At 58.7% G+C, this 13644-nt stretch carries 10 protein-coding genes and 1 pseudogene; 9 read left to right on the top strand and 2 right to left on the bottom strand.

Annotated elements, in window-relative coordinates:
• Nucleotides 1-28: 28 nt before the first annotated feature.
• Nucleotides 29-373: a hypothetical protein gene (locus K787_RS0101350; protein ID WP_022960981.1), complete on the bottom strand. Its 345-nt coding sequence runs from the start codon at nt 371-373 to the stop codon at nt 29-31.
• Nucleotides 374-596: 223 nt separating this feature from the next.
• Between K787_RS0101350 and ppc the strand changes: the two genes are divergently transcribed.
• The 5 genes from ppc (at nt 597) to K787_RS0101325 (ending at nt 6110) form a co-directional block, all read left to right on the top strand.
• On the top strand, nt 597-3236 hold the full coding sequence (gene ppc / locus K787_RS0101345; RefSeq protein WP_022960980.1) for a phosphoenolpyruvate carboxylase: 2640 nt from the start codon (nt 597-599) through the stop codon (nt 3234-3236).
• Between the two features lie 196 nt (nt 3237-3432).
• Nucleotides 3433-4080, top strand: a complete 648-nt coding sequence (gene adk, locus K787_RS0101340; protein WP_022960979.1) for an adenylate kinase — start codon at nt 3433-3435, stop codon at nt 4078-4080.
• 125 nt (nt 4081-4205) lie between these two features.
• A complete protein-coding gene (gene tsaB / locus K787_RS0101335; protein ID WP_022960978.1) occupies nt 4206-4898 on the top strand; it encodes a tRNA (adenosine(37)-N6)-threonylcarbamoyltransferase complex dimerization subunit type 1 TsaB in 693 nt (230 codons plus the stop codon).
• A gap of 75 nt (nt 4899-4973) precedes the next feature.
• Nucleotides 4974-5288: a hypothetical protein gene (locus tag K787_RS0101330; RefSeq protein ID WP_022960977.1), complete on the top strand. Its 315-nt coding sequence runs from the start codon at nt 4974-4976 to the stop codon at nt 5286-5288.
• A gap of 27 nt (nt 5289-5315) precedes the next feature.
• A complete protein-coding gene (locus K787_RS0101325) occupies nt 5316-6110 on the top strand; it encodes a class I SAM-dependent methyltransferase (RefSeq protein WP_022960976.1) in 795 nt (264 codons plus the stop codon).
• A gap of 3 nt (nt 6111-6113) precedes the next feature.
• Here K787_RS0101325 and plsB read toward each other — a convergent pair whose 3' ends face one another.
• The gene (plsB, locus tag K787_RS21855) at nt 6114-8636 is read right to left on the bottom strand and encodes a glycerol-3-phosphate 1-O-acyltransferase PlsB (protein ID WP_022960975.1); all 2523 of its coding nucleotides are present in this window, start codon (nt 8634-8636) and stop codon (nt 6114-6116) included.
• A gap of 410 nt (nt 8637-9046) precedes the next feature.
• Here plsB and K787_RS0101315 point away from each other — a divergent pair.
• The 4 genes and pseudogenes from K787_RS0101315 to K787_RS0101300 form a co-directional block, all read left to right on the top strand.
• A pseudogene (locus K787_RS0101315) lies at nt 9047-9934 on the top strand (ABC transporter ATP-binding protein); the annotation flags it as partial.
• Nucleotides 9931-10665, top strand: a complete 735-nt coding sequence (locus K787_RS0101310; protein WP_022960973.1) for an ABC transporter permease — start codon at nt 9931-9933, stop codon at nt 10663-10665. The pseudogene K787_RS0101315 and the gene K787_RS0101310, both read left to right, overlap by 4 nt.
• Nucleotides 10666-10683: 18 nt before the next feature.
• The gene (locus K787_RS0101305; RefSeq protein WP_022960972.1) at nt 10684-12528 is read left to right on the top strand and encodes a GldG family protein; all 1845 of its coding nucleotides are present in this window, start codon (nt 10684-10686) and stop codon (nt 12526-12528) included.
• Nucleotides 12529-12540: 12 nt separating this feature from the next.
• Nucleotides 12541-13524, top strand: a complete 984-nt coding sequence (locus tag K787_RS0101300) for a DUF4340 domain-containing protein (RefSeq protein ID WP_022960971.1) — start codon at nt 12541-12543, stop codon at nt 13522-13524.
• Nucleotides 13525-13644: the final 120 nt, after the last annotated feature.

Here is a 13644-nt window from a genome sequence, read left to right as displayed (position 1 = left end):
GCGCTGGATACTGTGCAGATTCAGACGCTTAGTGTTGCTGCTCCTTTTGCTGCTCGATCAGCGCTTTCAGGTGCAGGCGGCTGAGCGCCAGGTATCTTGGGGTCGGGCCGGCATCGCCGTAAAGCGGGTCACCCAGCTCATCTACGGCAATGATCTCTTCTCCGGCTTGATAGGGCAGGCTGGCCTCGAACTCCTCTAGCGCGGCGCTGAGCAGATCGGTGAGCAGGTCTTCGACACTCCGTTTTGGATACATCTCGTGCAGTGCTGCGAGGCGCGCAGCGTCCTCCAATGGAAGTTTGACCTGATAGCTGTTTTGCGTCACTCGCCCCTTGGCGCTATGTTCCCACTCCTGAGTCAATTCACGTATTTTCATACTGCCCCCTTGCCTATCCTGGAATCGCGTGTGGCCCTATCTGAATTCTAGTCCTGATTCGAGCCACCTGTACTAATTCGACCGGTCAACCCAGGAGTCGGTTCCGGTTGCTCACCCACAGGGGTTGTCAGGCAGTCGCGGGCACCGCATTCTGTTGTGTTCAGGCTACCGGTCATATGGGTCTATGGGTGAGCAGGCTGGTTTATTGACGAAGGAGAGAAGCATGACTGAGATCGATGCGCGCTTGCGCGAAGATGTGCATGAGCTGGGCGAGCTGTTGGGCGAGACTATTCGCATGCATCTCGGAGACGCCTTCCTACAACGTATCGAGCGTATTCGCCTGGGCGCCAAGCAGGGCCGTAAAACTGATCAGGCCGCCCACGAGGCATTGCTCTCGGCCTTGCACGACTTGCCGGACGACCAATTGTTGCCGGTCTGCCGGGCCTTCAACCAGTTTCTCAATCTGGCCAATATTGCCGAGCAGTATCATCGTATCCGTCGGCGCCGCGAAGATGAGCCTTTGTCCTTTGAAGAGCGCTGTATCGGCGAGTTGCTGCAGCGTCTCAAGGAAGCTGGCCATAGCGCTCAGAGCATGGCCGATCAGGTAGCCGGGCTGGATATCGAGTTGGTCTTGACTGCGCACCCCACCGAGGTGACGCGCCGCACGCTAATTCAAAAATACGATGCGATCGCGTTGGCGCTGGCCAAGCGTGACCATGACGATCTCAGCCAGCGGGAGCAGGATCAGGTCCGGGATGATCTGGCACGGCTGATCAGTGAAGCCTGGTATACCGATGAAATACGTCGTACCCGGCCGACTCCGGTAGATGAAGCTAAGTGGGGTTTTGCGGTCATTGAACACTCGCTCTGGCACGCCTTGCCGCGCTTTTTGCGGCGTCTGGATGAGGATCTGTTGAGCGCAACCGGGCAGCGGCTGGACAGTCGCGCGGTGCCGGTCAGTATCGCCTCATGGATGGGTGGCGACCGGGATGGCAATCCGAATGTGACCCACGCGGTGACCCGTGAAGTGTTATTGCTGGGGCGTTGGATGGCCGCCGACCTGTATCTGCGCGATGTTGAAGGCTTGGCCAACGAGTTGTCCATGCAACAGGCCAGTGCCGCGATCATGGAGTTGACCGGCTCGGTTGATGAGCCCTATCGCGCCTTGCTCAAGCAGCTGCGCGAGCGCCTGCAGGCCACCCGAGAGTGGGCTGCGGCAGCGGTCAAGGGCGCGGTACAAGCAAGCCCGGCGGTGCTGCAGCACCTTGATGAACTGCGTCAGCCATTGGAATTGTGCCGCGACTCTCTTCTTCAACAGGGTATGACTCTGATTGCCAATGGCCCCTTGCTTGACACCCTGCGCCGGGTCAATGCCTTCGGTCTGGGGCTGGTACGTTTGGATATTCGCCAGGACGCGCAACGGCATACTGACGTGCTGGCTGAACTGACCGAATACCTGCAATTGGGTAATTATGCCGATTGGGACGAACAGCAACGCTGCGCTTTTCTACTGGCAGAGTTGCACAATCGCAGACCGCTGTTACCCCCAGGCTGGCAGCCAGGCGCAGAAGCGGCAGAGGTGCTTGATACCTGCCGGGTAGTGGCTGCCCAGCCGCAGGAATTGCTCGGCTCTTACGTGATCTCCATGGCCTCGAGCCCCTCGGACGTTCTGGCGGTCAAGCTACTGCTCAAGGAGGTCGGTGTAGCCTGGCCGATGCGCGTAGCCCCGCTGTTTGAAACCTTGGATGACCTGAATAATGCGGCACCAGCTATTGATGCGTTGTTGGCGTTGCAGGCCTATCGTGATCTGGTCGGTGATGAGCAGGAAGTTATGATTGGCTATTCCGATTCGGCCAAGGATGCCGGCACATTGGCTGCCGGCTGGGCGCAGTACCGGGCGCAGGAGGCCTTGGTCGCAGTATGCCGGGAGCGTGGGGTACGTTTGCGGCTATTTCATGGCCGTGGGGGCACTGTGGGTCGCGGTGGGGCGCCAGCGCATATGGCCATCCTCTCGCAGCCGCCGGGCTCGGTTCAGGGTCAGTTTCGCGTGACCGAGCAAGGCGAAATGATCCGCTTCAAATATGGCTTGCCGGATATCGCGGTGCAAAGCTTGCAGCTGTATGTCAGTGCAGTGCTGGAAGCCACCTTGTTGCCGCCGCCCGCACCAGAGCCGGCCTGGCGCGATTTGATGGAGCGTCTGGCGGCGCGCTCGGTAGATGTCTATCGGGGCGTGGTCCGTCACGAGCCGCAATTTGTCGAGTACTTCCGCCAGGCGACTCCGGAACAGGAGTTGGCGCGCTTGCCGTTAGGCAGTCGGCCGGCGAAGCGTCGTAGCCAGGGTGGCATTGAAACATTGCGTGCGATTCCTTGGATCTTCGCCTGGACGCAAACCCGCCTGATGTTGCCAGCCTGGCTAGGCGCCGGGCAGGCCCTGCACGAGTCTATGCAGGCAGGAGAGCAGGACCAACTTCGGGACATGATGCGTCAATGGCCGTTTTTTCTTGCTCGTATTGAAATGCTCGAAATGGTCCTGGCCAAGGCCGACGGAGGCATCGCTCGCTTCTACGAGGAGCGCTTGGCGGATCCGGCGCTATGGCCGCTGGGCGCCCGGCTTAGGGATTCGCTGCAGCAGGCGATGGACGCGATACTGGCTCTGCGCCAGACCGATCGGTTGCTGGCGCATAATCTGGCGCTGGGCGAGTCTGTTGCCGTCCGTAATCCCTATACTGACCCGCTGCACCTGCTCCAGGCCGAGTTGCTGGGGCGCACGCGCGCGCAGGGCGAACATATCGATCCGGATCTGGAGCGCGCGTTGTTGGTCACCGTAGCGGGTATCGCCGCCGGTATGCGCAATACCGGCTAAGCTGTTCAAGCCGCGCCAGCCGGGCTTCTACTTTGGTCCGACTTGTGTGTCCGGGTTGGGGAGTGTATGTTGAACGCCCTTTTCGCATACCCAAGAATGCGACAGTTTTTTTGCGCCGACGTCACAGTTGGCTCTGCCAGCCGGCGCAGCCATTCGCCAGGCGGCCCGGTTTCGGTATTATTTTAGGAGTCTATCTATGCGAGTTATCCTGTTGGGCGCGCCTGGCGCAGGCAAGGGCACACAGTCCCAGTTCATCTGCAAACACTTCGGAATCCCCCAGATTTCTACCGGCGACATGCTGCGTGCAGCGGTCAAGGCCGGCACCGAACTGGGTCAGCAGGTCAAGCAAGTGATGGACACTGGCAGCCTGGTGTCCGATGACCTGATCATAGGTCTGATCAAGGAGCGCATCGCTGAGGATGATTGCAAGAACGGCTTCCTGTTCGATGGCTTCCCACGCACTATTCCTCAGGCTGAAGCGCTAAAGGACTCGGGCGTCAAGATCGACCACGTGCTCGAAATTGCCGTAGATGACGAAGAGATCGTTGAGCGCTTGTCGGGTCGCCGTGTGCATCCGGGCTCCGGGCGGATTTATCACATCAGCCATCAGCCGCCCAAGGTGGCCGGCAAGGATGACCAGACTGGGGAAGACCTGGTGCAGCGTGATGATGATGTTGAAGCGACCGTGCGCAACCGTCTGAACATCTATCATCAGCAGACCAAGCCGTTGGTAGCCTTCTATCAGCAGCTCTCCGACGAGCACGGTACACCCAAGTGCAGCAAGGTCGAGGGTGTCGGTACTGTTGACCAGATCACCAGCAAGGTCATGCAGGCGCTGAGTTAAGCGCTCAGCACCCCAGTGCTGAATATTCAGCTGTAAATGAAAAGGCCCGTGCCGACATTAGTCGCACGGGCCTTTTGCATTGGCTACAATGCAGACCCTTTTTCGAGTACGGCCACGAGTTGACCATGACCACGCTACTTGCTCTGGATACTGCGACCGAAGCCTGTTCGATCGCGCTGCTGCATGACGGCCAAGTGATCAGCCGATTCGAGGTGATCCCACGCCTGCATGCCCAGCGTTTGTTACCCATGCTGGATGAGGTGCTGGCCGAGGCCGGGCTCAAGCTGAGCCAGGTCGATGCACTGGTGTTTGGTCGCGGCCCCGGCGCCTTTACCGGCGTGCGCATTGCCACTGGCATGGTCCAGGGGCTGGCGTTCGCCACTGGCAAACCAGTGATTCCGGTTTCCAATCTGGCCGCACTCGCCCAGCGGGCCTGGCGCGAGCATCAGGCCGAGGCCGTGTGCGCCGCCATCGACGCGCGAATGGACGAGGTCTACTGGGGTTGCTATCGTCTGGAGCAGGGCGTGATGCGGCTTGTAGGCGAGGAAAGAGTCTGTGTGCCGGAAGCTGTGGTGTTGCCTGCGGGCATGAGCTCGGCCCAGGGTGCCGGCACCGGTTGGCAGTATGCCGATCGTCTGGCGGTCAAGGTCGATGCGGCCTGGCCTGAGATGCTGCCCGATGCCAGGGATCTGTTGAACCTGGCATTGCCGCGCTGGCAGGCCGGCGAGGTACTGGATGCGGCCGATGCCCAGCCGGTATATCTGCGCGACAAGGTCGCAACCCCCAAGCAGCAGCCTCCAAGCAACAATCTTAGCTAGTTCAGCTCGTCAGTTGATTTTGCCTTTTTATGCGCCTCAGGCTAATCTGCAGGCTCGATTCCTTGGAGTCTATCGATGCGTCTGGATGGTTATATTCCATTCACTGCGCTTCCCGAGCGCAGTACTCGCCCTGTTGTCCCTGCGGCCAACAGCGAGCCTGTGCGCGCGGGGCAGACTGCGCAGGCAGCGCCGGTTGAGCCGGTTCGTTCGTTGGTGCCGCGGGCAGTCAGTGCCACCAGCGCCAATGCCGAATATATCCCCGCGCGCCGGGAAAGCCAGGAGCCGGTCTATGGCCGGACCAATCAGGCGCTGTCCAGTTATCAGTTCACCGCCAATCTTCCGGTCAACGAGGAATCCGAAGGCATCTTTGGTATTGATCTGTTTGCTTGATCCTCTTCTCTTGGCCGACACTAGCTGATGTCTGATCCCTTATCCGCTAACGCGATTGCCGTGACCTGGCTGCAAGACGCTTATGCTCCGGCGGCCGCAGCCTTAGCGGCGCAATTGGGTTTACCCTGTTGCGGCGCAGACGCGGCGCTCTTTTCCCTTTGGCTGCAAATAGGTGAGCAGGGCCTGAGTCTCCAGGCCAGCGGCCCTGACGCGCCGGGTGCGGTGCGGGTGGATTTCGTCGAAGGCGCGATGGCGCATCGCCGGCAATTTGGCGGGGGGGCCGGGCAGATGGTGGCCAAAGCGGTGGGTCTGCGCGGGGCGATTCGGCCTAGGGTACTGGATGCCACGGCGGGGCTGGGTCGCGATGCTTTTGTGTTGGCGGCGCTAGGCTGTGAGGTGACATTGATCGAGCGGCAGCCGGTGATTGCGGCACTGCTGGACGATGGTCTGCAACGCGCCCGGGCAGCTGGCGGAGAAGTGGCGGAGATTGCCACGCGGATGCAGTTGATACACGCCGACGCCATAGATGCCATGCAAAACTGGCAAGGGCCGGCGCCCCAAGTGATTCACCTGGACCCGATGTTCCCACACCGGGATAAATCCGCGCTGGTAAAAAAGGAAATGCGCCTGTTCAGACCACTGGCGGGTGACGATCTGGATGCGCCAGCGCTACTGGCTGCAGCGCTGCAGTTAGCCAGCCATCGCGTGGCGGTCAAACGCCCGCGCAAGGCACCGGCCATCGCAGGTGCGTCGCCCAGCGCCCAGCTTAATGGCCAGTCCAGCCGCTACGACATCTACGGCAAGAAGAAGCTCGAAGCCTGAAGGCTATGGTTTGATCTCGGTTTTGATCTCGGCCTGGATTTCGGGTTGTTTCGGCGCGTCATTGGACGAGCGCGCTACCTGCCGTATTGACAGCCGAATCTCCGCGCTCAATACCCTTTTGGCGGTATTTTCGGCAATATCTTCCAGGCCGGGCAGATATTGCAGGCGACCTTCGCTGTCGGTTCTGATTACCTGCAGATCATTGAGCCTCTGGATAAACTGCCGGAACAGTGTCTTGTCAAAAAACTCCGGCGCGTTCAGCCCGTGCAAAATCGACAGACGCTGGGCCATGACGGTGCACAATGCTTCCAGCTGTTCAGCGGTAAGACTGCCATTGGGGTTGTTCAGTAGCAATGCGGCGGCCATATAGAAACGCTCCAGCATCTGCAGGATGCTGCGCGCCAGTAGACTCAGCAGTACGAATTCGCTGGAGCTGGGATCTGGGCGCTTGATCTGGCCCGCCTCTTCGCGCAACAGCCCTTCCGCGACCAGCCCGTCTATCCAGGTGCTGATCATTAAGGGCAGCTCGGCGTCCTGCCACTGCAGAAAGAGTTCGCCCTGCAGGTAGGGATAGATGGCACTGACCAGCTTTTCGATCTGCTCGCGACTCATACGCGGATTATTCAGAAACAGACAGGCGATCAACGCAGGCAGCGCGACCAGATGCAGCACATTGTTGCGGTAGTAAGTCATCAGCACCGCCTGCGGCTCATCCAGGAACAGGATTTCGCCCAGGGCATCGGATTGGCGGCCCATGAACTGCATGGCTTCGACATATTCAATCATCGCCTGGCCGTCCATGTCGGGCAGGGTCATGCCCGGGCTGTAGGGAACCCGAGTCAATAGCGACTTGTAGGTATTGAGGACCCGCCTCAAGGTCGGTTCGTCCAGTGCCAAGCGGCTGGTGGAGAGCATGGCCAGTGCGACCATGTTGACTGGGTTGGCATCGGCAGCGGCGTTGATGGCATTCGCCAGACTGCGCGCCAACTGGTTGGTGGTTGCCGACAGCCACTCCGGGCGATAGTCAGGGGAATAGTTGCGTTGCCGCCAACCGGGTTGTTGCTGATCGAGAAAGCCGTTCAGGGAGACCGGTTCGCCAAAGTTGACTGCGACCTTGCCAAACCGCAGCTTCAGCGCGGACAACACCCGGAAGATATCGAAGAAGGATTCCTTCTTTTTCTCCTGGCCGCGCAGCTCACCGAGGTAGGTGCGGCCCTCCAATACTCGCTCATAGCCGATATAGACTGGGACGAATACAATCGGCCGGCGTGAGGAACGCAGGTAGCTACGCAGGGTGATGGCCAGCATGCCGGTTTTCGGGTTGAGGGTGCGGCCGGTGCGCGAGCGTCCGCCTTCGATAAAGTACTCGACCGGAAAACCGCGGCTGAATAGCGTATGCAGGTATTCATTGAACACGGCAGAATACAGCTGGTTACCCTTGAAGGTACGGCGCATGAAAAAAGCACCACCTCGCCGCAATATGCCCCCGACTACCGGCATGTTCAGATTGATGCCGGCGGCGATATGCGGCGGCGTCAGGCTATTCTGAAACAGGATGTAGGACAGCAGCAGATAGTCGATATGGCTGCGGTGACAGGGGACGTAAATGATTTCGTTGCCGCGGGCGATATGCTGCACGCGCTCAATGTGGTTGATGCGGATGCCGTCGTAGAGTTTGTTCCAGAACCAGGACAACACCACCTCGAGAAAGCGAATGATGCTATAGGTGAAGTCCGAGGCGATCTCGTTGGCATAGCGCGCTGCATTCTTGCGCGCCTTACCGGGTTCAATGCCTTTCTCCAGGGCCTCTTGTTCGATGGCCGCCCGCACCATAGGCGACTGCAGCAGCCCTTTTAGCAGCGTGCGGCGATGCGACAGGTCAGGTCCAACGACTGCGCCACGTTGCTGACGGAAATACACCCGCAGCAGACGACCGGTGCGGCGCACGTGACGCTCGTGGCCCAGCTCTTCGCTGACCAGAAGCTTGAGCGACAGAGGCTCGCCAAAACGCAGTCGAATCTTGCGACCATGCAGCAATATGGCCAGTAACTTGCGCATGCGTCCGCCGACCGCCCAGTTGTAGGCAAACAACAGCTTGATCGGCGAGGACTCCACATCTGGCGACTGGCCCCAGAACACGCTAACGGGCACTAGTTGAACTTCATCGCAATGCCGCTCTTCTACCGCGCGGATGGCGCGCAACAAACGCGGAGACTGGCCGCGTGGATCGGGGCGGCCGACCCAGGCCTGCTCTCTGCTGAGAAAAGCGTAGGACTCCTTTTCATTCAAACCACCGAAGGGCGCTCTGACCGGACGCGGCAGGCCGGCTTTGTGGCACTCGCGATCCAGCACCAGCAGATCGGAGAGGGAGCGGTAGGGCAGCACGTATATGATCGGCCTGTCCCGATCCAAATGCAGATCGAAAGCGGCGTTGCCGATGCTGTTCGATCGCGCCCATAGGTAAAGAAGGCGGCGCAGGAAACCGAAGCGTAAACGGCCAAAAAATGAGGAATAGACTGCGGGCATGGGGCTCTCTGAACGATGTGCTGTTGCGTGGCTGGTGCAACCAGACCTATGTAATGGGGGGATTCTAGCGTTTTTAACATCCGGTTACAGCTCATGCCATCATCATGCTTGGTTATCGCCTGCTACAAGGCTTGAAATCCCGAGGATGGGTTCATATAGTCACTGCCTTGAGCGCTGATCCATGCCTTGCTGTCACTGTGGGACAGGCCGAGGACGCTGCCTCGGCGATCCGACCCCTTAGGGTGTTTGAGCGTCCGCGTCCCGATCATATCTATCCCCCACGTTGCAGCAATCAATGTATCCTTGCGCGTTACGTTGCCCAGCCATAGGCGGTGCAATCGACTATTCGGGGGAATCGGAAGAGGCCAATGATAAACATAAATAGCCTGACCAAACGTTTTGGCGAGCACATCGCCGTGGATAATCTGTCCTTTACTGTCAGTCCGGGGGAAGTGCTCGGGTTTCTCGGACCTAATGGTGCTGGCAAGTCCACTACCATGAAGATGCTTACCGGCTTTCTTACGCCAGACGGTGGCTCGGCTTCGGTATGTGGCTTTGATATTCAGGCGCAGACCTTGCAGGCGCAGCAACAGATGGGCTATCTGCCTGAAGGCGCTCCCTGCTACGGCGACATGCGCGTCAAGCGCTTCCTCGAATTTATCGCTGAAGTCCGTGGTTACAGTGGCGCGGAAAAACACCAGCGGGTCGATTGGGCGGCTGAGCAGCTGGAGCTGCAGGCCGTCATGGGGCAAAGCATCGAGACGCTGTCCAAGGGTTTCAAACGCCGGGTTGGTTTGGCCCAGGCGATTCTGCATGATCCCAAGGTGTTGATTCTGGATGAGCCAACCGATGGTCTCGACCCCAATCAGAAGTTCCAGGTACGCAAGTTGATTCAGCAACTGGCTGAAGGCAGCAACAAAATTGTGGTGATCTCCACGCATATTCTCGAAGAGGTCAGTGCGGTGTGCACTCGTGCGGTGGTGATTGCCCACGGGCGCCTGCTCGCCGATGGCACCCCAGATGAGCTGGAAGCCCGTTCGCGCTACCACCAGGCGGTCACTGTGGATCTTGCTCAGCCGGTTGATAGCCAACCATTGCTGGCTTTGCCAGGGGTGCTGGAGGTGGAAAGTCAACGGGACGGGCAACTGCTGACCGTGCTGGCAAAGCCGGGCGAGGTCATTTTCCCGGCGGTGGGGCAATATGCCCGTGAACATAATTGGCCGGTCAAGGAATTGTCTGTCGAGCGTGGTCGCCTGGACGAAGTCTTCCGCCGTCTGACTGCGGAGGATGCGGCATGAAAAATCTCGGTGTGATTTTCAAACGTGAGCTGGGTAGCTATTTTTCTACCCCGCTGGCGTATATCTTTATTGTGATCTTTCTAGTCCTGTCGGCGGTTTTCACCTTTTACCTGGGTGGATTCTACGAAAGCGGTCAGGCTGACCTGAATGCGTTCTTCAATTTCCATCCCTGGTTGTACCTGTTCCTGGTACCCGCTGTAGCCATGCGCCTATGGGCCGAGGAGCGCAAGTCAGGCACCATCGAGCTGTTGATGACGTTGCCGGTATCGCGTTCCGATATGGTGCTGGGCAAGTTTCTTGCCGCCTGGGTATTTATTGGCATCGCCTTATTGCTGACCTTCCCGATCATTATTACGGTCAACTATCTGGGCGCACCGGACAATGGCGCGATCTTTACCGGCTATTTGGGCAGCTGGTTGCTGGCTGGTGGTTATCTGGCGATAGGCTCGTGCATGTCGGCGCTGACCAAGAACCAGGTCATTGCCTTTATCGTCAGCGTAGTGGCCTGCTTTATTTTTATCGTCAGCGGCTTTTCGCTGTGGCTGGATCTGTTTACCGGTTGGGCGCCCCAGTGGTTGCTCGACGCCATTGCCTCACTCAGCTTCCTGATTCGTTTCGATGCCATCAGCAAGGGCGTTCTGGATCTGCGTGACCTGCTGTATTTCGTATCGCTCATGGCTGTGTGGTTGCTGGCTACGGCGATTGTCATCGACCTGAAAAAGGCCGATTGAGGCGAAGGGGACATAATAATGAAACGTTTAATGTATTCAGGTACCGGTCTGCTGGTACTACTGCTGGCCTTTGTTGCCTTCAATATGGCTTCCAACGTATTGCTGCCTGGCGCACGCCTGGATCTGACCGAGCAGAAGTTGTTCACCATTTCCGATGGTACGAGGGAGATTCTCAGCGAGCTGGACGAACCTATTACCCTGTACTTCTTCTTCTCTGATCGGGCCAGCAAGGATATGGTCATTCTGCGCAACTACGCACGGCGCGTGGAAGAGCTGCTCAAGGAATACGAGCGAGTAGCCGACGGCAAGATCACATTGCAGATCATCGACCCGCAACCCTTCTCGGAGGCAGAAGATCGGGCAGCCGAGTTCGGTTTGCAGGCTATTCCGTTACCGCAGAGCGGCGAGAAGCTGTATTTCGGTCTGGCTGGCAGCAATACGCTGGCCGAACGTGAGGTGATTCCGTTCTTCTCGCTGGAGCAGGAAGGCTTGCTGGAGTACGAGCTGAGCCGCCTGATCAACAGCCTGGCGCAGGAGCAGAAGCCGCAGATAGGTCTGATCAGTGGCCTGCCGATGAGTGGGGGCATGAACCCCATGACTGGCCAGCCGTCTTCTCCCTGGGTGGCGCTAGAGCAGATTCGTCAGATGTTCAGCATTCAGAACCTGGAACACGATATCGATCAGGTACCGGACGATGTCGAAGTACTGTTGCTGGTGCATCCCAAGGCGCTGACGGAGACCGCCTTGAATGCGGTGGATCAGTTTGTGCTGCGCGGCGGCCGGCTGCTGGCCTTCATCGATCCGTTGGCTGAATCAGACCAGAGTCAGGAGGCGATGATTGATGTGATGGCTGACGGCAAGTCGTCGGATTTGGCCCCACTGCTGAAAAACTGGGGTGTGGAATTCAATCCAGAGCAAGTGGTGCTGGATGCGCGTTTGGGGATGTCGGTCGGCCGCGGGCAGGGCCAACTGCCGGCCCGGCACATTGGCTGGCTGGAAGTCGAGCCGGAGCAACTGGATCGTGATGACACCGTTACCGCACCGCTGAACCTGATCACCGTAGCGACAGCGGGTGCATTGACGCATGCAGAGGGAGCGCAAACACGCTTCACGCCGCTGATGTCGAGCACGGCCAACAGTGCACTGGTACCGAGCAGCCGTTTTACCGGTATGGAAGACCCAGAGGTGTTGCTGGACGGCTTTGAAGCGGATGAGCAGATCTATCACTTTGCCGCGCGCATTCAGGGTCCGGCTACGTCGGCTTATCCAGAAGGCCTGGAGGGTATAGAGCAAGGGGTTCAGACGGCGGACAATATCAATGTGATGATCGTGGCCGATACCGATATGTTGACTGACCGCATGTGGGTGCAGGTACAGGATTTCTTCGGTCAGCGGGTACCGCAGCCCTGGGCTGATAACGGTGGATTTCTGATCAATGCACTGGACAATTTGTCTGGCTCTGAAGCGCTGATCAGTGTTCGCTCACGTGGCAATTTCAGCCGGCCCTTTACCGTGGTGGAAGGTCTGCAGCGCGCTGCTGAGCGCCGCTATCGTGCCAGCGAGCAACGCTTGCAGCGTCAACTGGCGGAGACTGAGCAACAGCTAGTGCAGTTGCAGCAGGGTCAGGATCCAGCCCAGATGCTGGAGATGACTGCTGAGCAGGAGCAGGCTATACAGCGCTTTTTGGATGAGAAGCTGCAGATTCGCAAACAACTGCGCGATGTACGCTTCCAGTTGAATGCGGATATCGAGCGTCTGGGCACCTGGTTGAAGATCATCAATATTGCCCTGGTGCCGGCGTTACTGACTCTGGGCATTCTGATCTGGTGGCTGGTAGGCCGGATACGTCGCCGTTCGGTATAGGGAGTCGTTGTGATGAAAGTGAAATTGGTTGCCGTTTTGGCGGTAATTTCCATACTGTTGATTGCGATGGCATTGCAGCGCCAGGGTAGTGATCGGGTAGATGATCTGCAAAGCCGTCAGTTGCTATCAGAGGAGCAACTGGCGCTGGTCAATCAGTTGGACAGCCTGGTGTTGGCCAAGGCGGATGTTGAGGTCGAGGTGGTGCGGGACAACGGCCGCTGGGGCGTGGTCAGCAAGGACCTGTTCCCGGCCCAGCCGGAGCGCGTTGCCGCGCTGCTGCATGCGGTGCGCGGTGCGCGGGTGACCGAGGCGCAGACGGATAACCCTGAGTATCACGCTCGTCTGGGCCTGGATCTGAACGCACCGGGGGATTCGACCCTACAGGTGACGTTGAATTCGGCTGAGGGTTCGGTCGGTATTATCTTCGGCAATCAGGTCGGCGGTGGGCAGGTGGCGCGCTTCGCCCATGAGGATCAGGTCTGGCTGATCAACCGTCCTTTCAGTATGACCGTGAATGATGTGGAGTGGTTGGATCTGCAGGTGACGCAGATCCCCATGACGCAGGCTGCTTCGGCACGCTGGATTCACGCAGATGGCGAGATGCTTGAGCTGGAAAAAACCGGCGAGGGAGATTACAACTTCCGTCTGGCCGGGCTGAAGGGCGCCCAGCAGCAGGGTAACGAGCGTTGGATCAATAGTATGGTGTTGGCGCTGATTGACCTGCGTGCCCAGGATGTGAAATTGCGTTCCGAGCTGGAGCTGGACGAGCCGATGCTGCAGATGCAGGTGGCTACCTGGAGTGGCGCGGAACTGGAGGCCAGTCTGTACGACGTCGACGGGCGCTACTGGTTGCTGGTGGATCGGTTCGAGCAGTCCGAAGAGAGCAATCTGGGCGTGAACGCCGATAAGCGCTGGGCCTTTCAGCTGGGCATTGGGCAGGTGGAGAATCTGAACAAGCGGCAGTCCGATATTGTTCGGGGTACCGAGGCCGAGTAGCGATTTAGTCCCTGAGCTGAAATGAAAGCCCGCAGTGTTGTTGCTGCGGGCTTTTTGCTTTCTGGGGGGTGTGCACTTGGCATGGGTTCTGTGCGGGGAGGCGGGTTGCCCTGGACCGCT

Origin of the sequence: Halopseudomonas pelagia CL-AP6 (assembly GCF_000410875.1) — a bacterium.
Classification (GTDB): domain Bacteria; phylum Pseudomonadota; class Gammaproteobacteria; order Pseudomonadales; family Pseudomonadaceae; genus Halopseudomonas; species Halopseudomonas pelagia.
Note: the sequence above shows the minus strand (reverse complement) of the source record. Positions and strands in the feature narration are given on the sequence as shown.

Excerpts from the sequence above, each read along its gene's own strand:
- K787_RS0101325 (WP_022960976.1), top strand. The coding sequence starts at position 5,316 with ATGTCTGATCCCTTATCCGCTAACGCGATTGCCGTGACCTGGCTGCAA.
- K787_RS0101310 (WP_022960973.1), top strand. The coding sequence starts at position 9,931 with ATGAAAAATCTCGGTGTGATTTTCAAACGTGAGCTGGGTAGCTATTTT.
- K787_RS0101350 (WP_022960981.1), bottom strand. The coding sequence starts at position 373 with ATGAAAATACGTGAATTGACTCAGGAGTGGGAACATAGCGCCAAGGGG.
- K787_RS0101305 (WP_022960972.1), top strand. The coding sequence starts at position 10,684 with ATGAAACGTTTAATGTATTCAGGTACCGGTCTGCTGGTACTACTGCTG.
- ppc (WP_022960980.1), top strand. The coding sequence starts at position 597 with ATGACTGAGATCGATGCGCGCTTGCGCGAAGATGTGCATGAGCTGGGC.
- K787_RS0101330 (WP_022960977.1), top strand. The coding sequence starts at position 4,974 with ATGCGTCTGGATGGTTATATTCCATTCACTGCGCTTCCCGAGCGCAGT.
- plsB (WP_022960975.1), bottom strand. The coding sequence starts at position 8,636 with ATGCCCGCAGTCTATTCCTCATTTTTTGGCCGTTTACGCTTCGGTTTC.
- K787_RS0101300 (WP_022960971.1), top strand. The coding sequence starts at position 12,541 with ATGAAAGTGAAATTGGTTGCCGTTTTGGCGGTAATTTCCATACTGTTG.
- tsaB (WP_022960978.1), top strand. The coding sequence starts at position 4,206 with ATGACCACGCTACTTGCTCTGGATACTGCGACCGAAGCCTGTTCGATC.
- adk (WP_022960979.1), top strand. The coding sequence starts at position 3,433 with ATGCGAGTTATCCTGTTGGGCGCGCCTGGCGCAGGCAAGGGCACACAG.